At 52.3% G+C, this 25,071-nt stretch carries 26 protein-coding genes; 18 read left to right on the top strand and 8 right to left on the bottom strand.

The genetic code is table 11. The features are described 5' to 3' along the window. Positions 1 to 15: 15 nt before the first annotated feature. From ACKWMY_RS05035 to ACKWMY_RS05025, 3 genes are all read left to right on the top strand, one after another. Positions 16 to 717 carry a fumarylacetoacetate hydrolase family protein gene (locus ACKWMY_RS05035; protein WP_074029566.1) on the top strand — a complete coding sequence of 234 codons (702 nt, stop codon included), beginning with the start codon at positions 16 to 18 and terminating at the stop codon, positions 715 to 717. A gap of 12 nt (positions 718 to 729) precedes the next feature. Beyond that, positions 730 to 1,374, top strand: coding sequence for a maleylacetoacetate isomerase (gene maiA, locus ACKWMY_RS05030; protein ID WP_074029565.1), 645 nt, complete (start codon positions 730 to 732; stop codon positions 1,372 to 1,374). A 73-nt stretch (positions 1,375 to 1,447) separates the two neighbouring features. Then, positions 1,448 to 2,641 (top strand): 3-hydroxybenzoate 6-monooxygenase, encoded by a 1,194-nt coding sequence (locus tag ACKWMY_RS05025; RefSeq protein ID WP_074029564.1) that lies wholly within the window; start codon positions 1,448 to 1,450, stop codon positions 2,639 to 2,641. 57 nt (positions 2,642 to 2,698) lie between these two features. On the opposite strand, the gene ACKWMY_RS05020 is transcribed toward ACKWMY_RS05025, so the two are convergent. Continuing rightward, positions 2,699 to 3,112, bottom strand: coding sequence for a DoxX family protein (locus ACKWMY_RS05020; RefSeq protein WP_074029563.1), 414 nt, complete (start codon positions 3,110 to 3,112; stop codon positions 2,699 to 2,701). Between the two features lie 105 nt (positions 3,113 to 3,217). Then, the gene (locus ACKWMY_RS05015; protein ID WP_021178943.1) at positions 3,218 to 3,400 is read right to left on the bottom strand and encodes a YodC family protein; all 183 of its coding nucleotides are present in this window, start codon (positions 3,398 to 3,400) and stop codon (positions 3,218 to 3,220) included. Between the two features lie 191 nt (positions 3,401 to 3,591). On the opposite strand from ACKWMY_RS05015, the gene ACKWMY_RS05010 reads away from it, so the two are divergent. From ACKWMY_RS05010 to ACKWMY_RS04950, 13 genes are all read left to right on the top strand, one after another. Then, positions 3,592 to 4,071, top strand: a complete 480-nt coding sequence (locus ACKWMY_RS05010; protein ID WP_409485984.1) for an N-acetyltransferase family protein — start codon at positions 3,592 to 3,594, stop codon at positions 4,069 to 4,071. A gap of 218 nt (positions 4,072 to 4,289) precedes the next feature. Further along, positions 4,290 to 4,655 carry an antiterminator Q family protein gene (locus ACKWMY_RS05005; RefSeq protein WP_021807641.1) on the top strand — a complete coding sequence of 122 codons (366 nt, stop codon included), beginning with the start codon at positions 4,290 to 4,292 and terminating at the stop codon, positions 4,653 to 4,655. Between the two features lie 286 nt (positions 4,656 to 4,941). Then, positions 4,942 to 5,346 (top strand): phage tail terminator-like protein, encoded by a 405-nt coding sequence (locus ACKWMY_RS05000; protein WP_409485983.1) that lies wholly within the window; start codon positions 4,942 to 4,944, stop codon positions 5,344 to 5,346. Between the two features lie 103 nt (positions 5,347 to 5,449). Next, the gene (locus tag ACKWMY_RS04995; RefSeq protein WP_024530933.1) at positions 5,450 to 6,112 is read left to right on the top strand and encodes a phage tail protein; all 663 of its coding nucleotides are present in this window, start codon (positions 5,450 to 5,452) and stop codon (positions 6,110 to 6,112) included. Between the two features lie 73 nt (positions 6,113 to 6,185). Next, a complete protein-coding gene (locus tag ACKWMY_RS04990; RefSeq protein WP_029711939.1) occupies positions 6,186 to 6,536 on the top strand; it encodes a phage tail assembly chaperone in 351 nt (116 codons plus the stop codon). Between the two features lie 110 nt (positions 6,537 to 6,646). After that, positions 6,647 to 6,838, top strand: coding sequence for a DUF1799 domain-containing protein (locus ACKWMY_RS04985; protein WP_024530935.1), 192 nt, complete (start codon positions 6,647 to 6,649; stop codon positions 6,836 to 6,838). A gap of 57 nt (positions 6,839 to 6,895) precedes the next feature. Further along, the gene (locus ACKWMY_RS04980; RefSeq protein WP_409485982.1) at positions 6,896 to 9,178 is read left to right on the top strand and encodes a phage tail tape measure protein; all 2,283 of its coding nucleotides are present in this window, start codon (positions 6,896 to 6,898) and stop codon (positions 9,176 to 9,178) included. Positions 9,179 to 9,461: 283 nt separating this feature from the next. Next, positions 9,462 to 9,803: a phage tail protein gene (locus ACKWMY_RS04975; protein ID WP_024486957.1), complete on the top strand. Its 342-nt coding sequence runs from the start codon at positions 9,462 to 9,464 to the stop codon at positions 9,801 to 9,803. 8 nt (positions 9,804 to 9,811) lie between these two features. Next, positions 9,812 to 10,564 (top strand): phage minor tail protein L, encoded by a 753-nt coding sequence (locus ACKWMY_RS04970; protein ID WP_074029550.1) that lies wholly within the window; start codon positions 9,812 to 9,814, stop codon positions 10,562 to 10,564. A 2-nt stretch (positions 10,565 to 10,566) separates the two neighbouring features. After that, a complete protein-coding gene (locus ACKWMY_RS04965) occupies positions 10,567 to 11,277 on the top strand; it encodes a C40 family peptidase (RefSeq protein ID WP_409486001.1) in 711 nt (236 codons plus the stop codon). Beyond that, on the top strand, positions 11,277 to 11,927 hold the full coding sequence (locus ACKWMY_RS04960) for a tail assembly protein (protein ID WP_404828504.1): 651 nt from the start codon (positions 11,277 to 11,279) through the stop codon (positions 11,925 to 11,927). Before ACKWMY_RS04965 ends, ACKWMY_RS04960 begins: the two co-directional genes overlap by 1 nt. A 58-nt stretch (positions 11,928 to 11,985) precedes the next feature. Further along, a complete protein-coding gene (locus ACKWMY_RS04955) occupies positions 11,986 to 17,664 on the top strand; it encodes a phage tail tip protein (RefSeq protein WP_409485981.1) in 5,679 nt (1,892 codons plus the stop codon). 41 nt (positions 17,665 to 17,705) lie between these two features. After that, entirely contained in the window at positions 17,706 to 19,796 is a 2,091-nt protein-coding gene (locus tag ACKWMY_RS04950; protein ID WP_409485980.1) for a hypothetical protein, read from the top strand. Positions 19,797 to 19,932: 136 nt separating this feature from the next. Here ACKWMY_RS04950 and ACKWMY_RS04945 read toward each other — a convergent pair whose 3' ends face one another. Then, the gene (locus ACKWMY_RS04945) at positions 19,933 to 20,670 is read right to left on the bottom strand and encodes a class I SAM-dependent methyltransferase (protein WP_409485979.1); all 738 of its coding nucleotides are present in this window, start codon (positions 20,668 to 20,670) and stop codon (positions 19,933 to 19,935) included. 123 nt (positions 20,671 to 20,793) lie between these two features. Between ACKWMY_RS04945 and ACKWMY_RS04940 the strand changes: the two genes are divergently transcribed. Then, entirely contained in the window at positions 20,794 to 21,249 is a 456-nt protein-coding gene (locus ACKWMY_RS04940; protein ID WP_024530944.1) for a GNAT family N-acetyltransferase, read from the top strand. A 51-nt stretch (positions 21,250 to 21,300) separates the two neighbouring features. Here the strand turns inward: ACKWMY_RS04940 and ACKWMY_RS04935 are convergent, their stop codons facing one another. The 3 genes from ACKWMY_RS04935 to ACKWMY_RS04925 all read right to left on the bottom strand — a co-directional run bounded on the left by ACKWMY_RS04935 (position 21,301) and on the right by ACKWMY_RS04925 (position 22,903). Then, entirely contained in the window at positions 21,301 to 21,828 is a 528-nt protein-coding gene (locus ACKWMY_RS04935) for a rhodanese family protein (protein WP_024530945.1), read from the bottom strand. Between the two features lie 7 nt (positions 21,829 to 21,835). Then, positions 21,836 to 22,138: an ArsR/SmtB family transcription factor gene (locus ACKWMY_RS04930; RefSeq protein ID WP_024530946.1), complete on the bottom strand. Its 303-nt coding sequence runs from the start codon at positions 22,136 to 22,138 to the stop codon at positions 21,836 to 21,838. 126 nt (positions 22,139 to 22,264) lie between these two features. Beyond that, complete coding sequence (locus ACKWMY_RS04925) at positions 22,265 to 22,903, bottom strand: LysE family transporter (RefSeq protein WP_409485978.1); 639 nt, start codon at positions 22,901 to 22,903, stop codon at positions 22,265 to 22,267. Between the two features lie 214 nt (positions 22,904 to 23,117). Here ACKWMY_RS04925 and ACKWMY_RS04920 point away from each other — a divergent pair, with 214 nt between their 5' ends. Then, positions 23,118 to 23,465 (top strand): DUF6404 family protein, encoded by a 348-nt coding sequence (locus ACKWMY_RS04920; RefSeq protein WP_409485977.1) that lies wholly within the window; start codon positions 23,118 to 23,120, stop codon positions 23,463 to 23,465. Positions 23,466 to 23,517: 52 nt separating this feature from the next. On the opposite strand, the gene ACKWMY_RS04915 is transcribed toward ACKWMY_RS04920, so the two are convergent. Both ACKWMY_RS04915 and ACKWMY_RS04910 read right to left on the bottom strand, forming a co-directional pair. After that, on the bottom strand, positions 23,518 to 23,775 hold the full coding sequence (locus ACKWMY_RS04915) for a hypothetical protein (RefSeq protein ID WP_098929996.1): 258 nt from the start codon (positions 23,773 to 23,775) through the stop codon (positions 23,518 to 23,520). Positions 23,776 to 23,833: 58 nt separating this feature from the next. After that, on the bottom strand, positions 23,834 to 25,063 hold the full coding sequence (locus ACKWMY_RS04910) for an MDR family MFS transporter (RefSeq protein ID WP_409485976.1): 1,230 nt from the start codon (positions 25,061 to 25,063) through the stop codon (positions 23,834 to 23,836). Between the last annotated feature and the right edge of the window lie 8 nt (positions 25,064 to 25,071).

Raw genomic sequence — 25,071 nt, 5'->3', positions numbered from 1 at the left:
TAAAGGAAAATCACTATGAGCCAATATTTGTTTACCCCTCCGGCCATCACCGTCGTTCCAGTCGTTGGTAGCGATAGCCTGTTCCCAGTGCATCGCGTGTATTGCGTTGGCCGTAACTATGCGGCACATGCGCGTGAGATGGGGTTTGATCCCGACCGTGAGCCGCCATTCTTCTTTTGCAAACCGGCTGACGCGGTAGTGCCGGTCGCAGTTGGGGAAAGCCTGACGCTGGAGTACCCGTCACAAACCGACAACTATCACTATGAAATCGAATTGGTGGTAGCTATCGGCAAGCGTGGTAGCGATATTCCGCTCGAGCAGGCGCTGGATTATGTTTACGGCTATGCCACCGGGCTGGATATGACCCGCCGCGATCGGCAGATGGAAATGCGCAAGATGGGGCGCCCGTGGGAGATTGGCAAAGCTTTCGATCATTCCGCACCGATAGCCGCGATCCATCCGGCAGGCAGTGTGGAAGATATCGATCAGGCTGCAATTTGGTTGACGGTCAACGGCGAGGATCATCAGCGTAGTGGGATCGGCAACCTGATCTGGTCGGTAGCGGAAACTATCAGCTACCTGTCCGGTTTCTTTGAGCTGCAACCGGGCGATCTGATTTACACCGGCACGCCGGAAGGCGTTGGCCCGGTGGTACGAGGCGACCGGATCGACGGCGCGGTTGCAGGGTTGACGCCACTCCAGGTCACTATTGCCTGACAGGGGGCCACCATGAAGCTTTACAGTTTTTTTAACAGCTCGGCAGCCTATCGGGTACGTATCGCCCTGGCTATTAAGGGGCTGAGCTACCAGAGTGAAGCGGTCAATATCCGCGTGGGTGAGCAGTTGAACCCTGCCTATAGACGACTGAACCCGATCGGGCTGGTTCCTACGCTGGTGGACGATGACGGGCTGGCGTTTGGCCAGTCGCTAGCGATTATTGATTATCTCGATCGTCGTTACCCACAAGGGCCGCTATTGCCGCAGGAGGAGCAATTGCGAGCTACGGTGCTGGAGATCGCCCTGGCGATTTGCTGCGATATTCATCCGGTCAACAATCTGCGCGTTCTGCGCTATCTGACCGATGAACTGGGGATTTCAGAGGTTCAGAAGAAAGCCTGGTATGCCCACTGGATCGAGCAGGGGCTGGCCGCCGTCGAGAAGCTACTGGTGAAAGCGAACTCCGGCGACTATTGCGTAGGCCATGCCCCTAGCTTGGCGGATTGCTGCCTGATCCCGCAGTGGGCCAATGCGTTACGTATGGGATGTGATTTGTCGGCTTATCCACGCTGCGCCAGGGTTTATCTTGCCTGCAATGCGCTTCCGGCATTTATTGCCGCAGCACCGGAGCAGCAGAAGGACGTTATCCCGGCTTAAAACAATAATGACAACAAATTTTCTGCCCATGGTGGTGGTAGAAAACGCGTAGGGCAAACATTGGGGAAATATCATGAGCAAACAGGCAACGGCAATTGTAGTGGGTGGTGGGATTGGTGGCGCGGCTACGGCGCTGTCTTTGGCGAAACAGGGCATCAAGGTATTGCTGCTGGAGCGCGCCCATGAGATTGGCGAAATTGGGGCTGGCATTCAGCTTGGTCCCAACGCCTTTTCGGCACTTGATAGCCTGGGGGCTGGGCAAGTTGCGCGTCAGCGGGCGGTGTTTACCGATCATATCTCTATGATGGATGCGGTCGATGGCAATGAAGTGGTGCGTATTGATACCGGGCAGGCGTTCCGCGAGCATTTTGGTGGGCCCTATGCGGTGATCCATCGTGTCGATATTCACGATGCTGTCTGGCAGGCGGCACTGGCGAATCCTTTGGTGAGCTATAAAACCTCGACGCAGGTGGTGGATATCCGTATTAATCCGCATGATGTGGAGGTTTTCGACAGCGAGGGTAACCGCTATCAGGCCGATATCCTGCTGGGATGTGATGGCGTTAAGTCGGTAGTGCGCGCTTCGCTGTTGAATGATAGCCCCCGAGTGACCGGGCATGTCGTTTATCGCGCGGTGATTGACGCGGCGGATATGCCAGAAGATTTGCAGATAAACGCGCCAGTGCTATGGGCCGGACCACATTGCCATCTGGTGCATTATCCGCTGCGCGGCGGAGCGCAATATAACCTGGTAGTGACCTTCCACAGTCGTCAGGCGGAAGAGTGGGGCGTTACCGATGGCAGCAAAGAAGAGGTGATGTCATATTTTGCTGGCATACACCCGCGTCCGCGCCAGATGCTGGATAAGCCAACCTCTTGGCGCCGCTGGGCTACAGCCGATCGTGAACCGGTGAGCCAATGGGGTAACCAACGCGTGACATTGGTCGGCGATGCCGCGCATCCGGTGGCGCAATATATGGCGCAAGGGGCCTGCATGGCGCTGGAGGATGCCGTTACGTTGGGGGAAGCTATCGCTCATTGTAACGGCGATTTCGCGGCGGCCTTTGCGTTGTACGAGTCGGTACGCATTCCGCGTACGGCGCGTATTGTCTGGTCTACCCGTGAAATGGGGCGGTTATATCACGCCAAAGGCGTCGAGCGTTCGGTACGTAATCTGTTATGGCAGGGTAAATCGCAAGCAGATTTCTACCGTGCGTTGGAATGGCTCTATGGCTGGAAGGAAGATAACTGCCTGCAACCCCGCTAGGCTGCCTGAGTCGAGGTAAAACATGGCGGCGTATTGCGACGCCGCCACAGGGGAGAGTTAGCGTTTAAACCACTTATAATCCAGAGAGTAACGGCCAGCACCGGTGACGGCAAGCAGCAGCAGGCCAGCGATAATACTGATGTTTTTAAAGAAGTTGATTTCGTTGCCGATCATTTCTGCTCCGCTAAACCGCCAGAACGGGTGGCCGATAAAGGCGGTGCCTAGCACATAGAGCGCATAAATGATGGCTATCGGCCGGGTGAAGGCCCCCAGCACGATGAAGATACCGAAAATGAACTCCACCACCACGGCGACAACCGCGGCCAGGTAAGGCATTGGCGTACCGTAGCCCTCCATCGCCGTGACCGTGGCACCAAAGTTGGTCAGCTTCATCCAACCGAAAATCAGAAACAGGATCATCAGCAAAATTCTGGCCAACAGAATGGTGCCGTCTTTTAAACTTTCGCTCATTGTGAACCCCTTAACCACTACCCAAAATAGGTTGCTGTACCAGGTAAATACTAGATCAACTTCACTTTTTATCCAGGGACATGGCTTCAGGGAGCAAACGGAATATCAGCAGACGCCGAAGTCGTCGTCTTCGTGATAGGGGTTCACTTCGTTGGCCTGTACCTCGGTGCGTTGTTCAACCCCCAGTTCGACCCAACTGCATATCAGCGCCTCTCCATCCTCTTCGATAACGGTCATTTTTGGCCCACCGGTTTTACGCTGCACAAAATCACCCACGCTAAATGACATATCGTTTCTCCAGATCTGTTAGGGGGGAAAACTGAGTATAGGAGACCGTAGGCATTCCTCTATAAACATTCCTCAACGGCCACCTTACGTAGGTACGTGCCCGCTCAGATGCCCGGTAAATTGCCGTTTGTGCCTGAATTGGTTAAGTATTATGCTGGCAGCAGGAAAATCACTCTAGTTAGGGAACATCTATGACAATTGAAATTCGCCCGGCGGTGAAAGCCGATGCCAAGCTCATTCTGGATATGATTATTGAGCTGGCTGTGTACGAAAAGGCTCGTGATGAAGTGCGCACTAACGTGGCAGAGATCGAGGAAAGCCTGTTTGGCCCCAACGCCTGCGCAGAGGCGCTGATTTGCAGTGTCAATGGTGAGCCAGCAGGCTATGCGGTGTTCTTTATGAGCTACTCGACCTGGCTGGGTAAGAACGGCATCTACCTGGAAGATTTGTATATCACGCCCAAGTTCCGTGGGGCGGGAACGGGCAAAGCCTTGCTGCGCCATATCGCTCAGCTTGCTTGCGAGCGCCGTTGCGGACGCCTGGAATGGAGCGTGCTGGACTGGAATCAGCCAGCGATTGATTTCTATCTCAGCATTGGTGCGGCTCCGCAAGATGAATGGGTGCGCTATCGTATGGAAGGCAAGGTACTCGAGCAGTTTGCCATATCTTGATCTGCGCCCGCTTCGGGGGAGGCATCTCCTCCGAAGGCTGATATTTAATGCTTTTTTCCACCTCTGGCGCTATCCTCCCGCAATAGTGCTGCACCAATACCTTCATTTTCTGCTCGTTTTTCCCCCTGCTTTGTCCTGTGAGGTTTCCTACAACACCCATCGATGGGCGGCTTTGCCTCGCCTGGTTACACTAGAGCCAAGAAAAATAAGGAGGTCTTATGCGGGACATTCAACAGGTTTTGGGGCGTTGGGGCGTGTGGGCACGGGAAAGTTCTTCTCTGGGATATTCGCATATCGCCGCCGGTTTTAAAGGGTTGCTGCCGGGCAGTAGCAAACAGCAGGCCTCTTGCTGTGACGAGGACGGCTTGGTGGTGGATCGCGCCGTTGCTCACCTCCAGGCCCTACGTCAGCCGGAGGAGCTGGAACTGATCTTGCGTTACTACGTTTACGGGCAATCGAAGTCCGCCATTGCTCGCGGCTGGAAATGTTCGGAAGGCCGGGTAAGGCAACAGATGCAGGTGGCAGAAAGTTTTATCGAGGGTTGTCTGGTCAGTCAGAATATTCGTTTGGAAATGGATAGATAAACTATTACCGATAATAAAAATTAAAGAATTTTTAAATTGAAGTAATTACCACCCCGCAATGCGGGGTGGTTTTGTTATTTAAAATTAATGGCGAAAAATAATTTAATAAAAATCTATTCGCTACGAGTTTTATCTAGTAAATTGATAGCGTGGTTATTGCGTTTCGCAGTTGATAAAATATTTTTTAAAATAAACTTCTCGCTACGAAATATATCAGCTAGAGTGCTATTACTGGTTTAACCTAAAGTGATGCACTCTTATCAATAGGGTTAAACCAGGAGGCGCTATGAGCACCTTGCGTATCAATGATTTGTTTGAGTCCAGGTTAACGGCCTGGGCTGAAGAGAATGATATTAAATACACCTTGGCTAATGTGACGTTTACGGCGGATGACGATCTTCATCTGGAACCGTTTATTGCTCCGGAGCCTGCGGTGGCGTTAGGTATTTCCCAAGAGGCACAGACCTACAGCGGGAATTATCAGGTTAATATTGTGATGAAAAAAGGGACAGGAGCGAAAACTGGCTATCAACTGGCGGAGGAGATTATCTCATTATTCCCCAGGGGGTTGGTACTGGCGGACGATGCTTTTAACTGTTATGTCAATGCTGGTGGCAATATCCTGCCAGCGATTACCAAGGATGAATTATATACCCTGCCAGTCACCATCGGTTATTGGGCCGGGTATTAATAACACACTAGTGTAGTAAACATCGCTGGAGGAACTCTCCAGCACGTAAACCAAGCATACCGCCATTCGGCGGTTTTTTTATATCTGAAATTGGAGAATTACCATGGGTTTTGCATTACCAAATGGCGCCACCGTATTTGCTGGCGCGCCAACAGCACCAGGCGTAGTAACCACCGCAGTCAGCAATGCTAACGGCGCCGTATTTACCGTGGCCACCGGCCACAACCTGAAGGTGGGTGACATCGTAATGGTGCGCTCCGGTTGGGGCCTGATCGACAGTCTGGTGGCCAAGATCACTGCCCAAGTGGATACCAGCATCACCATCGGTGCCATCAATACCACCGACGTGAGCTTCTTCCCAGCCGGTGGCGGCAAAGGCTCTTTGCAGAAGATCGCCAGCTGGACGCAAATTCCTCAGATCACCGAGGTAGCGCAGTCTGGCGGCGATCAGCAATACGTGCAGGTGCAGTTCTTGGAAGACGATCGTCAGCGTAACCTTGCCACCTTTAAAGCGGCCAAAACGCAGACCTTTACCTTTGCGCACGATGCTTCCCAGCCGATCTACAGCCTGCTGCAAGATGCCGATCGCAATGGCGTCACGCTGGCGTTCTACATGCATGTGCCAAAAGCCAAGGAGCTGCGCTACTGGTCTGCGGTACCGGCTTTTGATCCGCAGCCCACCACCGCGGTTAACCAGGTTGAAACCGTGCAGGTGGCGCTGGCGGTGCAGTCTTGCGATATGACGTTCTATAAAGTGACTGCTTAATCAGTCCATCAACGAGCCCGATATTTTTCGGGCTCGATTTTTTGCCGAATTATTTAACGATAGAGAGATAATCATGACCGAATTTAATCTGACACCGAATCCAACCTTTAAAGTCGATGTCAGTATTCCTCGCGCAGGTGACAGTGATGGGGTATTGACGTTTACTTTCAAACACAAAAAGCGCAGTGAATTGGAAAAACTGGAGAAAGCGCTTCGTGAGGCCAGCGAAGAGCAGTTGAGCTCTGGCAACTATAGCAATCTACCGATGGCCGACTTCTTACGTGAGATCTGCGCTACTTGGACTTTACCCGATGAGTTGAATCAGGAAAGTCTAATCACTTTGCTGGACAACTATCCACGTGCTTTTGACGCTATCGCTACGGCTTATACCAAAGAGCTGATGGCGGTACGAGAAAAAAACTAATCGCGCTTGCTGAAGCCTTCTATTCTCCGGAAACGCCCCGTGAAGAACTGGCTGCATTTGGTCTATCTGCCGATGACTATGAAACAACCGTTCTCGATGTTTGGCCAGATATGCAGCCTGCATTCCAACTTTTTCAAGCGATGGCAACCCAATGGCGTACCGGTATGGGAGGTATTACGGGGTTAGATTACAATTGCCTTCCCTGGTTAATGCGGGTTTATGCCGTGGAGGATGAAGCAAGCGTGTTAAATGACATCCGAATTATGGAAACCGCAGCGCTTAAGGTGATCCACCAAAAATAATCGTCTGCGATGATGCCAGCCTTGAGCTGGCTTTATTGTTATAGCCAGGAGTAAGGCATGGCAGATATTACAACTATGACGCTGCGTGTTAATGCCAGTGATTTGCAGCGGGCTAATAGAGATCTGGTTGATTTGCAAAGCAACATTTCTGTGGCAACGGGACGATTCGAAATGTTGAATCGTACTTTACGTAGCGGAATGCAGGAGATCAGCCGTTATAGCAATATTGGTAGACAACTGTCTCAGCTAGGAGATAGTACCAATGCATTTATAATTAACCTGAGAAGAAGCACTGCAGCAATAGAAGAATACCGGCAAGCGCTGGAAGGTATGCAGGGACAAGCTTCGAATACAGCTTCCATTTCTGGCTCTAACTCTGGAGATTTTGGTTGGAAAGAGGCTTTGGACCAAGGTTCACAGCTAGTAGATACCTATGATCAGGTGCAGAAATTACTTGCTCCATTAGGAAGGATGGCTGCTCCGGTTGCTTTAACTGTGGGTTCAATAGCATTGCTTGGTACCGCATATTATCAAGGTGCAAAAGAGTCTGAAGAATTTAACAGGCAGTTAATCCTAACCGGTAATTATGCAGGGAAGAGCTCGGACCAATTACAGGATTTAGCGCGTAAATATGCTGATTTGGGTGGCGGTATGGATACCGCCTCTGAAACCATAGCAAAAATAGTTGGAACCGGTGCATTCTCTGGTGAGCAAATTGACGGGGTAACAAAAGGTGTCTTGGCACTACAACAAGCCACCGGCCAGACCGCAGAGCAAGCTATCAATGCGTATAAGAAAATATTTACCGATCCAATAACCAGTGCTTATGAATTAAATAAAGCCTATAATTATTTGTCTGTCGCTGAATTTGAACATATTCTTCAGTTGGAAGAACAAGGGAAGGTTGCAGAAGCTAGCGACTTGATAGCCCAAAAGACGACAAGCAACTTCGAAGATCGCACAAAGAAATTAATCGAAAATCTTGGTTATATAGATAAAGCCGTTCTTATAGCTAAATCTAGCTGGAGCTCATTCTGGAATATGCTGAAAGGTATCGGTCGAGATGATACCCTTTCAGAACAGCTTGACGCTGCCAGGTTAAATGTTACTAATGTAAAAAACAATTTACATCGTTATCGGGATATTGATGCGAAAACGAAACCAGACTATGGTACTGATTCTCGACTAATCGTAGATAAAAAGAAGATAATTTCAGATGCTGAAGGTAAAGTTTGGCTTCTGGAACAGGTTGTTAATTTAACTAACGATTTGTCAGCATCTACCTCTGCAGGGAATGTTGCACAAAAGTCAGCTATAGACCAGTTAAAAAAGGAGCATGATGCCAGGGCGACACTTAGAAATAAACCATCAGGAGCGACATACTCAAGCCCTCATAGAAATATAGCGCCGGCTCCTACAGTTGGAGTTGTAGCTCCAACTGTTCCAGATACGCAAGAACTACTTAAGCAATCTTCATCTGACTATATAAAAAACATGAGTAAGCGACAGAGGAGTTTAGTTTATAACGCTGGTAAAAGTAATCGAATTGCCCAGCGTGAGACAAGTGTTACTCAGTTTAATGAAGAATGGATTCAAAAAGGAGGAAAGACATCAGGTGAGGATTATGAGGGCCAATTAAAAGCTCTCACAGACTACCATGCGGCTGAGGACAAAATTCGTGGTAGTTGGCTTGATGGAGCACAAAAAGGCTGGAGTGAGTATCTGGACTCCGCCACTAATGTGTACGACTCAATGGCCAATATCGGTCAGGCCACCTTTAGCGGTTTATCAGACATGCTTACCAGCATGGTGACCACTGGCAAAGCCAATTTCCAAGAGTTTACCGCCTCGATCCTGAAAATGATTATCCAGGTGATTAACCAACTGCTGGTAGCCTTTGTCATCCAAAAAGCAATGGGTTGGATTAACCCATCCGCTGCAGCAACAGGACATTCCAGTGGTGGTTATACCGGTGACGGCGGTAAATACGATCAGGCGGGCGTGGTGCATCGTGGCGAGTTCGTGATGACCAAAGAAGCTACCCAGCGGATCGGCGTGGGCAATCTCTACGCCATGATGCGCGGCTATGCGGAGGGTGGCCTGGTGGGTGGTAACAAAGCGCCGATGTACGGCCTGGCGGCAGAGCAGGGCGGTGGCATTACGGTCAACAGCACCGTGGTTATGAACAATGACGGCTCGGCGAATACGGCTAATAGTTCCTCTGCCGGTGACGGCATGGGCAAGCTGGTGCAGGGCATCGTTAATCAGGCAATCACCGAACGTTTGGGCAAAGAGCTCAAGCCGGGCGGCCTGATCTGGAATGCTTCAGCGGCCCGCTAAATCACCTTATCAATTATCAATAGTAACAACCGCAGTCTGTCATCAGGCCCCATTAATTGCATCTCAATCGTTATTTCCCCTCACCCCAACCCTCTCCCACAGGGAGAGGGAGCTGGTATGGCGCCGTGTTCAGGTACAGAAGTAACCTGTAACAAGGGTGATAGGAAAGACGAATGCATGATCCAATATGTGGCACGTACAGTCCCCTCTCCCTGTGGGAGAGGGTTAGGGTGAGGGGTAATTTTGGCCCAACGACTGACGGTTATTACTGCTCGGAGTCTTTATGCTTATCGATACTTTCCAATGGCAAACCCAGGCCTCGCCTAGTGGTAACTTTGTCCATAACGTCAGAAGTGCGCAGTTCGGCGACGGCTATAAACAGGTCAGCAGCAACGGGCTGAACCAGGCGGTGCAGCAGTGGCAGTTGGCCTATACCGGCCATCCGGCCGTGACCCAGTCGATGCTGGCCTTTTTAAATCAACACGTGCTCGTCGCCTTTTTCTGGACGCCGCCCAACGGCAAGAAAGCGCTATTTCGCGTCAAGTCGGATTCAATCTCCGTCACGCCGCTTGCGCGCAATGTGGAGGCGTTGAGTTTTGCCTTTGAACAAGCCTTCGGCGTATAGGTGCAATCATGTCATTTAACAGTGAAGTGCAAAAGCTGGCGCCAGGGGAACTGATCCAGCTGATCGAAATTGATGGTAGCGCCTTTGGGGCCGCCATCATGCGCTTTCATGCGCACAATATTCCCCACACTCAGGCCGAGATCGCGGCGGCGGGCAACGATGCCCAGCGGCTGAAACCAAAATCGATCTGGTGGCAGGGAAACGAGTATGAGGCCTATCCCTACGAGATCACCGGCCTGGCAGCAACCAGCGACGGTTCACAACCAACGCCCAGGCTCAGCGTCGCCAACCTCAGCAATCTGGTGTCTTCGTTGTGTCTGACCTTCAACGATATGGTGCAGGCGAAAGTGCGGGTGCATGACACCTTTGCCAAATACCTGGATGCGGTCAACTTCCCCGAGGGGAACGCTTTGGCTGATGCTTCGCAGGAGCGAGTGCAGGTTTTCTACATCGACAGCAAAAGCACCGAAACCAACAGCGTGGTGGAGTTCCAGCTTTGTACACCGTTCGATCTGCAAGGCCAGCAACTGCCCTCGCGGCAAATTCACGGGCTTTGCACCTGGTGCATCCGGGGTTGGTACCGTAGCGGCAGAGGTTGCGATTACAGCGGCGGGGCCTGTTTTGATAAGGACGATAAACCGATCGACGATCCGGCGTTGGACGTCTGCGGTGGCCGGGTATCCTCCTGCAAAAAACGCTTCGGTGACGCGCAACCCCTGGCCTTTGGCGGGTTCCCTGGCTCCAACCTGTTGGGGAGGTAATGATGCAGGCTGAAATCATGCAGGCCATTCGTGAGCATGCCGCAGCGGAATATCCCAATGAGTCCTGCGGTTTTGTGGTGCAGAACGGGCGTAAGGCGCGTTATCTGCCGTGCCGCAATGTGGCGGAAAACGCGTTGGATAACTTTGTCATTTCCCCTCAGGAATACGCGCAGGCGGAAGATCAAGGCGAGATCATTCGCATCATTCACAGCCACCCTGATGTGCCCGTATTGATCCCTTCGGAGATGGATCGCCTGCAGTGCGATCACTCGGGCATTGTCTGGGGCATCGTCTCGTGGCCGGAAGGAGATTACACCGAAGTTGTGCCACGCGGTGAGCGCCCGTTAGTCGGGCGCAGCTGGCTGTTGGGGCATGCCGACTGCTGGTCATTGATCCGGGATTACTATCGCCAGGAACACGGCATCGCGCTGAACGATTACTCGGTGGAGCATGAATGGTGGATCGACGGCAAAACCCGCCTGTATGACGATCACTGGTACGCCGAAGGGTTCCGAGAATTTCAGGGGCCGATGCGCGCGGGCGACATGATCATGATGCAGGTTTCAGCCCCGGTTACCAACCACGCGGGTATCTATCTGGGGGACGGCATGATGCTGCATCACCTGTTCGGCCAACTGAGCCAGCGTTATCCCTACAGCGGATATTTTCAGGAGCGGACGGTACGCGTAGTCCGCAGGAAGGAGCTTCTATGATGCAAACAACAAGACTGATCCGGTTGGGTGGCCAACTGGGTAAAAAGTTCGGCAAGACCCATCGGCTGGTGGTGGCGGATACTCGCGAAGCACTGCGGGCGCTGTGTATCACCTTGCCCGGATTTGAGAGCTTTATGATGAATGCCCATAAGGACGGTGTGCAGTTTGCCTTCTTCAATGGCCCACAAAATATCGGCCTGGCCGAGTTTGCCACCTCCAAAGGCAGTGCCGATATCCGCATTATGCCGGTGATTGCGGGGAGTAAAAGCGCCGGAGGATTTCAGATTATCTTGGGAGTGGCTGCGCTGGTAGGGGCATTCTTTACCGCAGGTGGAACGATGGGACTTTACACTTCGGCGTTGGCTGCCTCTGGCGCAACAGCAACTCTTAGTGCCACGGCGGTTGCCGCTGTTAGCGGTTTAACAATGATGGGTGCTTCAATGGTACTCGGTGGTGTCATGCAACTGATGACGCCACAGCCGAACTTCGGCATGTCTTCGTCACAGTCGGTAGAAAACAAACCCTCCTATGCCTTTGGTTCACCGGTCAACACCACGGCGCAGGGCTACCCGGTGCCAGTGCTGTACGGCGAACGGGAAATCGGTGGCGCGGTGATTTCCGCCGGCATTTACGCCGAAAATCAGCAATAACCCCCTTTAGGGCATTTTTCTACAGGTCGCATTCGCGGCCTTTTTTTATGGGCGCAATATGACAAAGTTAACTATTCATGGGCGCAAGGGCGGTGGTGGATCGGCGCATACGCCGGTTGAAGCTCCCGATGATTTGCAGTCCAACGCTAAAATCAAAATCCTGCTGGCGCTGTCTGAAGGGGAAATTGCCGGTGAGTTAGACGGCACCCGCATCCTGCTCGACGGCACCCCGGTACATAATCCCGACGGCAGTGAAAACTTTACCGGCCTGAAGTGGGAGGTACGTAACGGCACCCAGACTCAGGATTACATCCAGGGCATGCCGGATGTAGAGTCTGAAACGCCGGTCAACGTCAAGCTGACTACCACTAACGTCTGGACCAAAACCTTCACCCGAACCGATATCGACGCGCTGCGCATACGCATGGGCTTCCCGGCGCTGTTCCAGCAGGAAGATAACGGCGATATGAACGGTTCGCTGGTGGAATATCTGATCGAGCTTTCCACCGACGGCGGAGCCTATAAAACCGTGGTCACCGGTACGCTAAAGGGCAAAACCACCAGCCTGTACGAGCGCGATCACCGGATTAATCTGCCAAAAGCGACCACCAGCTGGACGCTGCGCATCAAGCGCATCACCCCAGACTCCACCAGCAGCAAGCTGGTAAATACTACCCAGATCCAGACCTACACCGAGATCGTGGACGCCAAGTTCCGCTATCCCAACACCGCTTTGCTGTTTATCGAGTTCGATGCCCAGCAGTTCAGTTCAGTGCCGAAAATTACGCTCAAGCCGAAGGGCAAAATTATCCGTGTGCCGGCCAACTACGATCCGTTGGCGCGGACGTATAGCGGCAATTGGGATGGCAGCTTTAAATGGGCCTGGAGCAACAACCCTGCCTGGGTGTTTTACGACATCGCGCTGGACAAGAATTACGGCTTAGGCAACCGGGTAACCGCCGCCGAGATCGACAAATGGGGGCTGTACAGCATCGCGCAGTATTGCGATGAGCTGATTGATGACGGTTTGGGGGGCGGGGGCAAAGAACCGCGTTTCCTGTGCGACGTGTATATCCAGTCGCAGCAGGATGCCTACACCGTATTGCGGGATATCGCCGCCATCTTCCGCGGTATCACCTACTGGGGCAACGACCAGCTGTTTGCCTACGCGGATATGCCGCGCGATGTGGATTTCGTTTATTCGCGGGCCAACGTCATCGGTGGTGAATTTGCCTATGCGTCGGGTTCTTACAAGAATCGCTATACCTCTGCGCTGGTGAAATGGGGCGATCCGGCCAACCATTATGCCGACGCGGTGGAAGCGGCTTACGATAACGAACTGGTGAAGCGCTACGGCGTTAACCAGACTGAAATCACCGCCATTGGCTGTACGCGGCGCACCGAGGCTCACCGCCGTGGGCGCTGGGCGATCCTGAGTAACGCCAAAGATCGTACTGTCAGCTTTACCGTCGGGTTGGACGGCAATATCCCGTTGCCAGCTCGGATCATCGGCATTGCGGATGCCATGCTGGCAGGCAAGACCAACGGTGGGCGCATCCATTCCGCGCAGGATCGCGTGGTGGTGCTGGATCGTGAAGTAGCGTTCGGCAAAGGCGATCGCCTGATCGTCAATCTGCCAGACGGCACGGCGCAGGCTCGCACCATCGCCAGTATCGCGGCGGACAAGCTTACGGTGACGCTGACCGCTCCGTTCCGCCAGCAACCAGAGCCTGAAGCGGTCTGGAGTATCGATTCCGACAGCCTGGCGATCCAGCAGTTCCGCGTGGTGTCGGTCCAGTCCAACGATGATGGCACCTTCGCCATTAACGCCGTTGAGCACGATCCGGATAAATACGCCTTTATCGATAACGGCATCCACCTGGATGCGCCGCCAATCACCGTGACGCCACCAGGAGCGATGCCAGCTCCGGCGAATATCGCCCTCTCGCGCTACGACTACGTTAGCCAGGGGATTAACGTTGCCTCAATGCGGGTGCAGTGGCGCGCTGTTGCTGGCGCGGTGACCTATGAAGCCCAGTGGCGCAAAGATAACGGCAACTGGGTGAATGTGGGATCGACGCCTTCGCTCGGGTTTGACGTTAACGGCATTTATGCCGGTAACTACGATGTGCGGGTACGAGCGGTAAATGCGGTGGGCGTTTCCTCACAGTGGGGTCATGCCGAGCCGAGCTATCTGGCAGGAAAAGCGGGTGTGCCGCCCAAGATCGTTTCGTTTACGGCAACCAAAGATGTGGTGTTTGGCATCCAGCTTTCCTGGCGATTTGGCCAGAACTCTGCCGACGGCCTGAAAACCACCCTGATGGTAGCCAGCCGGGCAGATTTCGCCGATGAACGCTTACTGGCCGATGTGCCTTATCCGCAGCATCGCTATGACATGCAAGGCCTACGTGCCGGGCAAGTGCTTTACTTCCGCGCGGCCTTTACCGACAAAACCGGCAACCAGTCCGACTGGAGCGAGTTTGTACGCGGGATGGCTTCGGACAGCGCGGACGTGGTGCTGGCGCAGATCGCACAAAGCATTACCGAGACCGAACTGGGCAAAGATCTGTTGGAGAAGATCAACAGCCTGCCTTCGGATCAGAACGTGCAGGATCTGGCCGAGAAGATCGCCCAGGCGCAGGCCGATATCGAGGCGAACAGGGATGCGCTGCAAGGGGATGTCGATACCCTGCAAGCGGCGCTGAACAAGGTTAACGCCGAGCTGGCGGGCCGGAATGCCGATCTGAGCAATGCTGTCGACGTGCTGCAACAGGATTTGACGCAGCTAGGCAAAGCCGCCATCGAAAACAGCCTGACCATCGAGCATAACCGCCAAAAACTCTCCCAGGCCCAGGAGGCGCTGAATAGCGATATCAAGGATGCGCGCGGGGAAATTGACAGCACCCGAGCCAGCTTGACGCGTGCAGATGCCGAACTGCAAGCCAAGGTCGATGCCCTTACCGGCGGCACCAACGCGGCAATGGCTGAGGTCGCTTCGCAGATCACTCAATTGCAGGACGGCGATCAGCAACTGGCCAGCAAGCTAGACGTGGTAATTGCCAAAGCTGAAGGGAACGTAGCGCAAATCGCGCAGGAGAAAGCGGCGCGTGTGGATGCCGATGGGGCGTTAGCCAAGGATATCAGCTCGGTGAAAGCCACGGCGGATAATCAGCAGGGTTTGATTATCAAGCTGGAGCAGGCGCAGGCCGATGCCGATTCTGCTTTGGCGAAGGTCGAGTCCAACGTTTCCGCCAACGCCAAGGCAATCGGCAGCAACAAGACGGAACAGGACAAGGTTAACTCGCAGATTACGCAGAAAACCGAAGCGCTGGCAGATCAGCAGAAAACACAGGGCCAGCAGCTCAGCGGCCTGACTTCTGAGTTCAGCGAAAACCGGGCGGATGTAACCCAACAGCTGAAAACGCTGGCGGCGACAGACTCGGCTCAGGCCCAGCAGATTTCCGGTTTGCAGGCCAGCACGGGCAGTAACACTGCGGCTATCCAAGCTGAGGCGAAATCCCGTGCCGATGCCGATGGGGCGCTGAGCCAACGGGTTGACGTGATCCAGGCGACCAGCCAGGAAAACACGGCGGCCATCACCCGCCTTGGCATCGCGCAAACCGAAGCCGAAAGCAGCACGGCCAGCCTGCAACAGGCTTTGGAGGCTACGGCCAAGGCGAATATCGAACAGGCGCTTAAACAGGATAACGATGTTCAACGTCTGGATGAGAGCAGCGCCCGGTTAACCACGGCGCAAACCGTTTTCGCCGATCGGCAGCAGGCGCAGGCCCAGCAAATCACGCAGCTGGACGCGAACTTTGGTGATGTGTCTGCGCAGTTGCAGCAGGAGATCACCACCAGGGCCAGCGAGACTGGCGCGTTGTCACAACGCTTTGACCATTTGAGCGCAGATGTCGGCAGTAATCAGGCGGAGGTGGATCAGCGTTTGCAGGCGCTGGTGGATAGCGACAGTGCTCAAGCGTCGTTAATTACCGGTCTAGGGGCAGCCAGTGGCGAAAATAAAGCGGCGATCGCCGCTGAATCGCAAGCCCGGACCACGGCGGATGAAGCGCTATCTCGGCAATTGAGTTCGCTGGACTCCACCGTCGGGCAAAATACGGCTGCCATCAACGATCGGCTACAGACGTTGGCCAATCAAGACTCGGCCATGGCAGAGCAGATTGGTTCATTAACGGCGACCTCCGGCGAAAACAGCGCAGCGATCGGCGAGCTGAAGCAGGCACAAAGCGACTCGGCTGGTTCGCAGGCCTCGCTCAGCAGTTCGCTTGAAGCCATTGCCAAGGCGGATATCGAGCAGTCGTTAAAGCAGGCGGAAGACGTTATCAGCAATGACGTGGTCACCGCATCGATCAAGACCCAGCAGAACGTAATGGCGGACGATCAGCGTGCTCAGGCGCAGCAGATCACCGAATTACGCGCGAGCTTTGGTGATGTTGATGCGCGCTTAATGACGGAACAGACGGTGCGTGCGGAAGCTGACAAGGCGTTATCCCAGCAGGTGACTGCGCTGGCAGGCACCGTGGGGGACAACAATGCCCAACTCAATCAGCAACTGCAGGTGCTGGTGGATACGGACAGCGCCCAGGCCAAGCTGATTAACGACCTGACCAGCCGAACAGGAGCGAATGAGGCCTCGGTTACCGCCCTGAGCCAAACGCTTACCGATAGCAATAGTGCGACGGCTCAGCAAATTGGCGCTTTGCAATCCGCTACCGGTGACAATACTTCGGTGATTACCTCACTGTCGAAAACCGTGACCGATAACCAATCGGCAACGGCCAACGATATCAAGTTATTGAATACGGCGGTGGGGGATAACAAGGCGGCAGTCCAGCAGGTGAGTTCTGCGCAGGCGACCTTGGATGGCAAGGTCTCCGCAACCTGGTCGGTAAAAGTTGAAACCAGTAAGAAGGGGGAAAGCAGCGTTGCTGGTTTGGCGTTGGGAGTTGATGACGCGGGGAATCGGCAATTCTTGGTGCGAGCCGATCGATTTGCCTTGGTGACCAAAGATGAAGGCAATGTGTCTGTTCCCTTTGCCGTGCAAAATGGCCAGACGTTTATTAACTCGGCGTTTATTGCTGATGGGACGATTACTAATGCAAAAATAACGGGTTGGATAGGCTCTGATAACTTCATTGATGGGAGGCAGGGCTGGGCTATCAATAAGTCTGACGGTAACGCTCAGTTTAATCAGGTTTCTGTTCGTGGGCATATCGAGGCTTCATCTGGAACGTTTAATAATGTAGTGATAAATGAAAACTGTACTGTAAAAGGAACAGTCTATGCCGAGCGTATAGATGGTGAAATCTCAAACTCGGCAGTGATTCCGACAATATCTTATGAAAATAACTCAAAGGGTGGTTATTTTTATTTTGACCGTGAGTTACAGCTTTACGGACGCTATCGTTATAATATGATGTGCATTTTAGATCTTGGGGTTTTTATTACCTCCGTCAATAATTTTAATGGTAGTTCATGGTTAGAGATCGAAGTTTATAAAAATGGTATTAGTGCCTACAAGGAAAGGTTTGATGGCATGAAAACGGGGGATACATTGTCTAATATCGTTCCAATACCCATCTATCCAGGTGAAGCTGATATTCCTATTGTGATTGAGTTTCGTCAAGTTATTCACGGGTGGTTGTCTTACAAAATAAATAAAAAAATGTTATCTATTTTTAAAACAAACCCTTCATCTATTAACTTTAAGTTCTAGTATTCAGTAAAAATACCGTAATACTTATGGAGAGTAATTCTATGTGGTACAAAACAGGTACGATCAATTTAATCGCTAATAACGCCACTGTAACGGGTACAGGCACCGCGTGGGCCGATGCCAAGTTTGGCGTGATGCCAGGTATGATTTTACTGGCACCGGACAATAAGCTGTATGAAGTCAAACAGGTGAATAGCAACACTTCACTGACTCTTAACAGCAATTATGCAGGCTCAACGGCCAACGGGCAGAGCTATGCGATTATCACCACTTATGAAGGTGATATCAGCCAGTTCTCCGCACGCTTTGCGGCGATGCTGACCTTCTTCCAGGGGAGCCGCAATGATACGGTGAGCTGGTTCACTGGCTCCGGCGATATGACCTTTACCAAGGATGATGGTATAAAACTAACGGTGCCGACGCTGGCGAAGATCCAAAATGACTGCGTATCGACATCAAAAACAACCGAGCAGAGTATAAAAGGTGCGCTATCGCTTGGAGCATATTTGAAAGTATCTGGTATGGTGGGTTATTTACCTACAAGCCAAGGTGCTTATATGACATGGAACCGTATATCAGGTACCGGTACAACTGACTTTATGAACCACAAAGGTAATGGACCAGGTGGTTTTAATTTTAATAACGTTGCCACAGACGGCACTGTAAACACACTTGCAACGCTTAATAATAATGGTCTTTTGACATTAAGTAGTAACTCAGTAGTGCCAAATAACTCTGGTTATTACGCAAAAAATGTGGCGGGTTATAATAAGAGATTGGCGGGATTAGATTCGGCCGATACAGTCGTACTTGGTACAGATCATCCGTTAGTGATTCAAAGCACGGGTGACCCAGTTGCACGGATTAACGGTACGGATTACGTTAATCTATCGACAAAGAATGCGTATACATCACTCAATATGGACGTTCTATCTGGTTCTCCCTCAACTCCAGTTCCTATAGAGACATGGCGGAAGGTAGGGACAATGACCAATTTAGGTCAGGGGGGCGTTACGGTTACGATTATGTTTGGCGGGAATAACGGATATAACGGGGGGGTAGGTAATAACGGTTTTGCTCAAGTTGTGCTAAGAAGCGGTAATGGTACAGCTTCCGGGGTGAATACTGCTGGTCGTGCTTCGATTACGGGATACTTAATGCATGGGACGTTGTTTAGTGATGTCGGTGCAATAGAAACATCATCTGGGGTGTATGATGTCTATGTTAAGTTTCGGCCTTATGTTGCCAACATTTCCGGGTTTGTTTATGGGACGTCAATCCCAAATATGGTTAAGAACTGGACCTGGAGCAGTGAGAGTGTGAGTGAGCCGGAACTCATATTAGGCCATAACGTTATCTCTTTCTGGAATAGCGTAAATCTGCCTAATCCAATTAGCGTGGGCAATTATGGTCTGGGTGGCACAGCACCAGTAACAATGGCTGATCCAAATAATGTTGGTCAAAATATGTTCTTCTCGTTCCTTAAAAACACCACTAACGCACCATCAACGGAACCTTGGGCAGGGATTACCGGTGGTTTTGATGGGGCTTCACGGTGGCAGCTAGGGTGGGCAATGGGGGGGACAAAAAATAACTTACAGACTCGTGTACGGGCTCCTACTGGAGTCTGGTCTACTTGGGCAAACTTATGGCATAGCACTAACACCACCGTAGATGCCAACGGTTTTTTGAAAAGTGCATCACCGATCGCGCGTCTCTCCAGTAACCCAGAGAAAATGCCCGACGAATACCTGGATGGCTTTACCCTGTCCGGGCTGGCAGCGGTGAATGGCGAGGCTGCGGGCGTTACCGCTGAGCGAGTCTCGGTTGGCGTATACAAAGTGACAGGTTCGCTAGGTTTCGCGCTGGAAGGTTGGAACATCGAAGTCCCACAGGACGTCAACGGTAACCGCCTGTGCTTCGTCGCCACCGAAGCGGCCGAAGACGGCACGATCACGGTCAAGGTAAGCAAACGCCGCTTTGATATTGATACTGCCGCAATCGTTGCTGGGGAGCCGATGGATATTCCTGAAGGGCGCTGGATCGATCTGCGCTTGGAAATGCCGCCGGTTGAGGAAGTTCAGAGTGAGCCAGAGCCTGAAAGCCACGAAGGTGAAATGGCGAGCGAGTAAGTTGTACCGGCAGTGAAAACGGTGTTGTCCTGAAGTTGCCCAGAACCGTTCGCTGTGAATAAGCTTGGAAAGTATTGGGGGGAGGCAGCCTCCCCAATATTGGATGTTCTAAAGATGTTTACGAAACTAACAGCAATTACGCAGCGGGTTTTTGTACCGCCAGGATAAAGATCATCGGGCGTTCTTTTTCTTCATCCAGTGCCGGGTTGTCGGCAATCTGCTGAGCTGAAGGACCCCACTCGTTCAGATAGCGGATGGTGAATCCCTGCTGGACCAGCAAATTGATATAGGTGCCCAGCATACGGTGCTGCTTAATCACTCCTTCTGCCAGCCAGTTGGAAATACGTTGCCCTTCTTGCTGATAGCCATTGATTGGCCAGGATTTTTGCCCTGCTTCATCCACTAACCAGCCCTGATGCTTTGGCGCAGTATAAATCGGGTGCTCGGCGGTAAAAATAAACTCCCCACCATTCACCAATGCCTGATAAACGGTAGCGAACAGCTTGCCGAGATCCTCGATATAGTGCAGCGTCAGCGAGCTATAGACCAAATCAAAGCTGGCTGCTGGTAGTTGTAGAGCTTCCAGATCCTGCTGGCGGTATTCAATCGCCGGATCTTCGGTCATCTGTTTCGCCTTGCCCAACATCTTCTCTGAAAGATCCATTCCCAGTACCTGGGCTGCACCTTGCTCACGAGCACTGCGGCAGAACCAACCGTAGCCACAGCCAAGATCGACCACCTTTTTGCCCTGTAAATCGGGCAGGATGCTGCGGATGGTTGGCCATTCCGGCGCGCCATCTAAACCCTGTACTGAACGGCTGAGTTGCGCATAGCCGTCGAAGAAGGTTTGATTGTCATAGATATTTTGCGACATAACGTCTCCTGTATTAAATAAACCGCATAACAGCGCGGCGCGTTAATGGTATGCGTTCAGCAAACAGACTGCCAACAAAAATAGGGCATAATGTAGCTACCACATAATAAATCAGGAGATTGGGTGAAAATTATTTCGGTGCGTCAGGAGCCAGCCTATCGCGATGTGGCTATCGATTATTTCCAGCGACAGTGGGCATCGCCAGAGACCATGATGCTGTATCAAGACTCGATAACCCGTTGTATCGACGCGGTAAATCCGCTGCCGCAGTGGTATTTGTTGCTGGATGGGGAAACCGTTGTGGGTTGCGCGGGTCTGATTACCAATGACTTTATCAGCCGCATGGAACTGTATCCGTGGCTATGTGCGTTGTACGTCGATGAGCATTATCGTGGGCAAGGTTGCGGCGCATTGTTGGTCAACCACGTAGCCAAGGCCGCAAGCGAGCTGGGATTTACCCGTTTGCATCTGTGTACCGATCATGTCGGTTATTACGAGAAATTGGGTTTCAGCTTTGATGGGCTTGGTTATCACCCGTGGGGCGAGTCGTCACGGGTCTATTCGTTGGGTCTTGCCTAGTGGCGTAGCGGTTAAACGGGCGCAGCGGCGCCCCTACGGTTGAGCATCTCGCTATTTGGGCTGGTTCCAAGGCATTTTGACCAACAGCGTCGCCATTCCGCAAAATCCGCTGATGCCAGCAAATAGCAACCCAGCACCTACAAAGCCGGACAGCAGGAAGAACAGGGGGGATATGACATACCCCAAGATTGTCCCTGCCAGAATAAGTGAGCCAGCAGCAATCTGCACCTGTCGCATGATGGGAAGTGGCTGGTTCTTACCCTTCACGATAGGTAATCCCTGTTGCTTCCAGCCGTTGATACCGCCTTCAAGCAGGTAAACCTTGGCAGGTGTTGCGGCCCCTGCCAATAGCGCTGCGTTTTCTGCCGTACGGCGGCCAGACTGACAGTGAAAAATCACTACATCCTCCTCGTTAACCGCCTGCGGTTTCCCACCTTTCTCAATATCAGTCAGCGACAGCAAGCTGGCTTGGGCAATATGCTCGTGGGCATATTCATCCATTCCGCGAATATCCAGCAGCTGCGCTCCCTGCATGATAAATTTTTGCGCTTGCTGGGCAGTTATCGTTTCTATGTTCATGGTGTCCTCAGGGGCAATAGATGGCTTTTAGCGTGCTGATGACCTGCTGCACGGCGCTATTTTTAATCGAGTAGTTGATGCGCTGCCGATCGCGGGTGCTTTCAATCAGCCCTTCCTCGCGCATCTTGGCTAGATGCTGTGATGTCGCTGATGGGCTAAGCCCGGTAGCTAGTGCTAACTCGCCGGCACTGGTGCCTGGAGCATCAACCAGCATACAAAGGATCAACAGGCGGCGGGGGTTGCTCATGGCTTTGAGCAACGTCGCGGCGGCATTGGCGCTGGCAAGCAGCGAGGCGTTTTCGTCAGTCATTAATTACTTTAGTATTTGCTAAATTTAGTAAACACTAAAGTAATTGACGGGAAAATGCACGTGTTTTTTCAAGCGGCAGACAAAGGTCCAAACTTGATCTCACTCACACCATTGGATATATAGCGGCTATAGGGAGCGGCGCGTGAGGCCTTCGTAAATCAGCTTAATGGCGAAAGCCCCGATCACCACACCGATCGCTCGGCTGGCTATCCGTTGCATGCTGGCATAGGTGCGCCGTACCGCTGGCAAGGAGAATGCCTGGCTGAGAAAAACGCGCCAGATAACCGAACTGAGCACTATTCCCAGCCAGGCACTCAGTTTGGCCCAGGTGGGTGTATTGGGGCTCAGGGTTACGGAGAAGATACTGATGAAAAACAGCACCGTCTGCGGATTAGCGAGATCGGTGATCAGGCCCCGGCGGAAGAAGATATACCAAGGCGCACTGAGTGGTTGTTGCAGCGCAGGGGAGTGTGGCGTTGCCTGCTTATTCATACTCTTATAGGCAAACCATAGAAGATATAACCCGCCGACGATCTTGATGAATGAGAAGATCCCCTCGCATTGGGTGATCAACGTTGCCATGCCAAACAGGCCAAGCCCGGAATAAACGGCGTCACCCAGCGCTACGCCAAGCCCGGTGAGCATGCCTGCACGGCTACCGGAGGCCAGGCTGGTCTGCACCACGACGAACAGGTTGGCGCCAGGGTTGAAAAACGTTAACACAAACAGGCCGATCGTCAGGGTGATTGCATGTAGTGGTTCCATCTCGGCTATCCTTTCTGTGCTCAAACCCCAATGATATGGCTAGTCCTGCACCGGCGATGCGAATCGCATCACATCTATAGCTGAGGTAATGATAGAACCATCTCTGGCCACTGTAGGGCGAGGATCTAAACGGTGAAAAGCTCTTAACTGGCAGTTCTCAAGCTGTGCTCAATCTGATAAAAAATAGACTTGTTGTTAGTGAAAGGACTCGACGATGAAGTTTGATGAAAAAAAAGAACGAGCATTAGCGTTGATGGCAGAGAAAAAAATGTGGCGTAGCAATTATGCTCCACCGCTCCTGCGCCTGCTGTGGAAGTTTGGCGTCCAGATGCCACCGCCACCGTTTATGCCGTTCTGGTTGAATGTGCTTTGCTTCGGTGGCTTTTTTGGCTCTGTGTGGGGCCTGTTTATGTGGTTTACGACTTGGAAAAGCGAATGCTACAGCGTATTGATGGCGCTGCAGACAAGCTTGTTGGCTGGTGGACTGTTTGGCTTGATGATGGCGCTATATCACTATTGGCGAAAGCGAGTAAACAAGCTGCCGGACTGGGACAGTCTTTGATAGATAAGTGGGGGCATAAGTCAGTCGCCTGAACCCCCAGCAAGCTGTGCCTTCAGCCTTTCGGCAATAAGGCACCAATCAGTGAGGTAAACACGCCCCCAGTAGTAAAGGCATGCGCTGTTTTGTATTCCTCACCCCTGATGTCTTTAAATCTGGCAAGGGCCGCTTGCGGGGAAGTGGATTGCAACTCTTCAAATTGCTTGGCATAGCCTTTATCTAACAGGTGTTTCTGATTGTCTGTGAAATCAGGTACAGAGTTATCCAGTACCACAATCTGCTCGCCCTTCACGAAAAAACTGTAAATCACCATAGTATCTTCCTTAAGTTAGTGTCACGACGATCCCAAGATCGGATGAAGGTTGTGTAGACTATTTTCGCATAGGTCGACAAATCACAACCATTGCTATCGCGCTGCAAAATGGGAAAAATGCCAGTTGTAGCCAGGGGAAAATGGCCTCATGGGAAGGGACCAATGCGGCGTCAAGTTGGTTGCCGAGAAAGAAATTTCCCGCTAATACCGCACATCCTCCGGCTGAGGCAAGTGCACCATAGTGTGCGCCCAGCGTCGATTCGTTAGCAAACCATGGGATCAAATCTTTCACTGAAGGTACCAGCAGCATTTGCCCCAGGGTCAGTAACGTCACAAAACAGGCGGCAGGCAAAAGCCGGGAACCGTTTTCTGGCGGAGGCGTGGCAGCAAACAGCGCGACGCTGAGAAACGAGACGGAAATAAGCAGAAAACCCATGGGCAGGATGCGCGCAGCTCCGATGTGGCGAGCAAAGCGTGCAAGCGGTAGCTGTAGGGCAATAATCAGCAGCGATGCCAGCACAAACAACGGGCCAAGATCTTTTTCACTGCCGCCAGCACGTTGGATCTCCACAGGCAGCGCAAAATATAACTGGTTATAGCTTAACAGCCATGAGCTATAGGCGATAATAAAGGCGACAAACCGTGGTTTACGGAATGTCGTCCACCACGGAAAGATGTTTAGTGTCTGTTTCCTGACATTCGCAGCGGGAAGGCAGAAAAACAACACCACCAGTGCGACGACGAAGACACCAGCCCCCGCCAGAGCCACCTGACGAAAACCCAACCCTGTCAACAAAGCCCCTGCCACCGGCCCCAGAACTGCCCCCAGCTCTCCACAAACCGCAAATAACGCAAACCATTCCGCCCGGCTGCGTTTGCCCTGTAATTCGCTTTGCGTTCCAGCCTTTGCCAGTAACGCTTCGATTGACGGAGAGAACAGGGCACCGCCAATGCCTGTAAGGCAGGCGCCAATGATAATCGGACATAGTGACTGCCCAAGTGCCAGTAGCAGATAGCCCGCCACACGGATCATACAGCCGCAGAGGATAATGATACGTGCACCGTAGCGATCGGACAACGCGCCGCCAACGATAAACATGCCTTGCTGAGAAAACGTTCGCAAACCTAATATCAGCCCGATGAGTCCACCGGACAGCATCATATCGTCGCGTAAAAACACGGCCAGAAACGGCACAACGGCGTAAAAGCCAATGTTAAAAACAAACTGGCTGCCCAGTAACACAGGCGGCCAGACCTGAGTCACTGAGCGCAAAATTGGCAAAGACATGCTAGTGA

The sequence above is a fragment of the Serratia sp. J2 genome (genome assembly GCF_046269175.1).
GTDB classification, from domain to species: Bacteria; Pseudomonadota; Gammaproteobacteria; order Enterobacterales; family Enterobacteriaceae; genus Chania; species Chania fonticola_C.
Note: the sequence above shows the minus strand (reverse complement) of the source record. Positions and strands in the feature narration are given on the sequence as shown.

Excerpts from the sequence above, each read along its gene's own strand:
- ACKWMY_RS04970 (WP_074029550.1), top strand. The coding sequence starts at position 9,812 with ATGTCATTTAACAGTGAAGTGCAAAAGCTGGCGCCAGGGGAACTGATC.
- ACKWMY_RS04935 (WP_024530945.1), bottom strand. The coding sequence starts at position 21,828 with ATGAACATAGAAACGATAACTGCCCAGCAAGCGCAAAAATTTATCATG.
- ACKWMY_RS04985 (WP_024530935.1), top strand. The coding sequence starts at position 6,647 with ATGCAGCCTGCATTCCAACTTTTTCAAGCGATGGCAACCCAATGGCGT.
- ACKWMY_RS04965 (WP_409486001.1), top strand. The coding sequence starts at position 10,567 with ATGCAGGCTGAAATCATGCAGGCCATTCGTGAGCATGCCGCAGCGGAA.
- ACKWMY_RS04980 (WP_409485982.1), top strand. The coding sequence starts at position 6,896 with ATGGCAGATATTACAACTATGACGCTGCGTGTTAATGCCAGTGATTTG.
- ACKWMY_RS04945 (WP_409485979.1), bottom strand. The coding sequence starts at position 20,670 with ATGTCGCAAAATATCTATGACAATCAAACCTTCTTCGACGGCTATGCG.
- ACKWMY_RS04960 (WP_404828504.1), top strand. The coding sequence starts at position 11,277 with ATGCAAACAACAAGACTGATCCGGTTGGGTGGCCAACTGGGTAAAAAG.
- ACKWMY_RS04990 (WP_029711939.1), top strand. The coding sequence starts at position 6,186 with ATGACCGAATTTAATCTGACACCGAATCCAACCTTTAAAGTCGATGTC.
- ACKWMY_RS04955 (WP_409485981.1), top strand. The coding sequence starts at position 11,986 with ATGACAAAGTTAACTATTCATGGGCGCAAGGGCGGTGGTGGATCGGCG.
- ACKWMY_RS04920 (WP_409485977.1), top strand. The coding sequence starts at position 23,118 with ATGAAGTTTGATGAAAAAAAAGAACGAGCATTAGCGTTGATGGCAGAG.
- ACKWMY_RS04925 (WP_409485978.1), bottom strand. The coding sequence starts at position 22,903 with ATGGAACCACTACATGCAATCACCCTGACGATCGGCCTGTTTGTGTTA.
- ACKWMY_RS05005 (WP_021807641.1), top strand. The coding sequence starts at position 4,290 with ATGCGGGACATTCAACAGGTTTTGGGGCGTTGGGGCGTGTGGGCACGG.
- ACKWMY_RS05015 (WP_021178943.1), bottom strand. The coding sequence starts at position 3,400 with ATGTCATTTAGCGTGGGTGATTTTGTGCAGCGTAAAACCGGTGGGCCA.
- ACKWMY_RS04915 (WP_098929996.1), bottom strand. The coding sequence starts at position 23,775 with ATGGTGATTTACAGTTTTTTCGTGAAGGGCGAGCAGATTGTGGTACTG.
- ACKWMY_RS04975 (WP_024486957.1), top strand. The coding sequence starts at position 9,462 with ATGCTTATCGATACTTTCCAATGGCAAACCCAGGCCTCGCCTAGTGGT.
- ACKWMY_RS05010 (WP_409485984.1), top strand. The coding sequence starts at position 3,592 with ATGACAATTGAAATTCGCCCGGCGGTGAAAGCCGATGCCAAGCTCATT.
- ACKWMY_RS05020 (WP_074029563.1), bottom strand. The coding sequence starts at position 3,112 with ATGAGCGAAAGTTTAAAAGACGGCACCATTCTGTTGGCCAGAATTTTG.
- ACKWMY_RS04950 (WP_409485980.1), top strand. The coding sequence starts at position 17,706 with ATGTGGTACAAAACAGGTACGATCAATTTAATCGCTAATAACGCCACT.
- maiA (WP_074029565.1), top strand. The coding sequence starts at position 730 with ATGAAGCTTTACAGTTTTTTTAACAGCTCGGCAGCCTATCGGGTACGT.
- ACKWMY_RS05035 (WP_074029566.1), top strand. The coding sequence starts at position 16 with ATGAGCCAATATTTGTTTACCCCTCCGGCCATCACCGTCGTTCCAGTC.
- ACKWMY_RS04910 (WP_409485976.1), bottom strand. The coding sequence starts at position 25,063 with ATGTCTTTGCCAATTTTGCGCTCAGTGACTCAGGTCTGGCCGCCTGTG.
- ACKWMY_RS05000 (WP_409485983.1), top strand. The coding sequence starts at position 4,942 with ATGAGCACCTTGCGTATCAATGATTTGTTTGAGTCCAGGTTAACGGCC.
- ACKWMY_RS05025 (WP_074029564.1), top strand. The coding sequence starts at position 1,448 with ATGAGCAAACAGGCAACGGCAATTGTAGTGGGTGGTGGGATTGGTGGC.
- ACKWMY_RS04995 (WP_024530933.1), top strand. The coding sequence starts at position 5,450 with ATGGGTTTTGCATTACCAAATGGCGCCACCGTATTTGCTGGCGCGCCA.
- ACKWMY_RS04930 (WP_024530946.1), bottom strand. The coding sequence starts at position 22,138 with ATGACTGACGAAAACGCCTCGCTGCTTGCCAGCGCCAATGCCGCCGCG.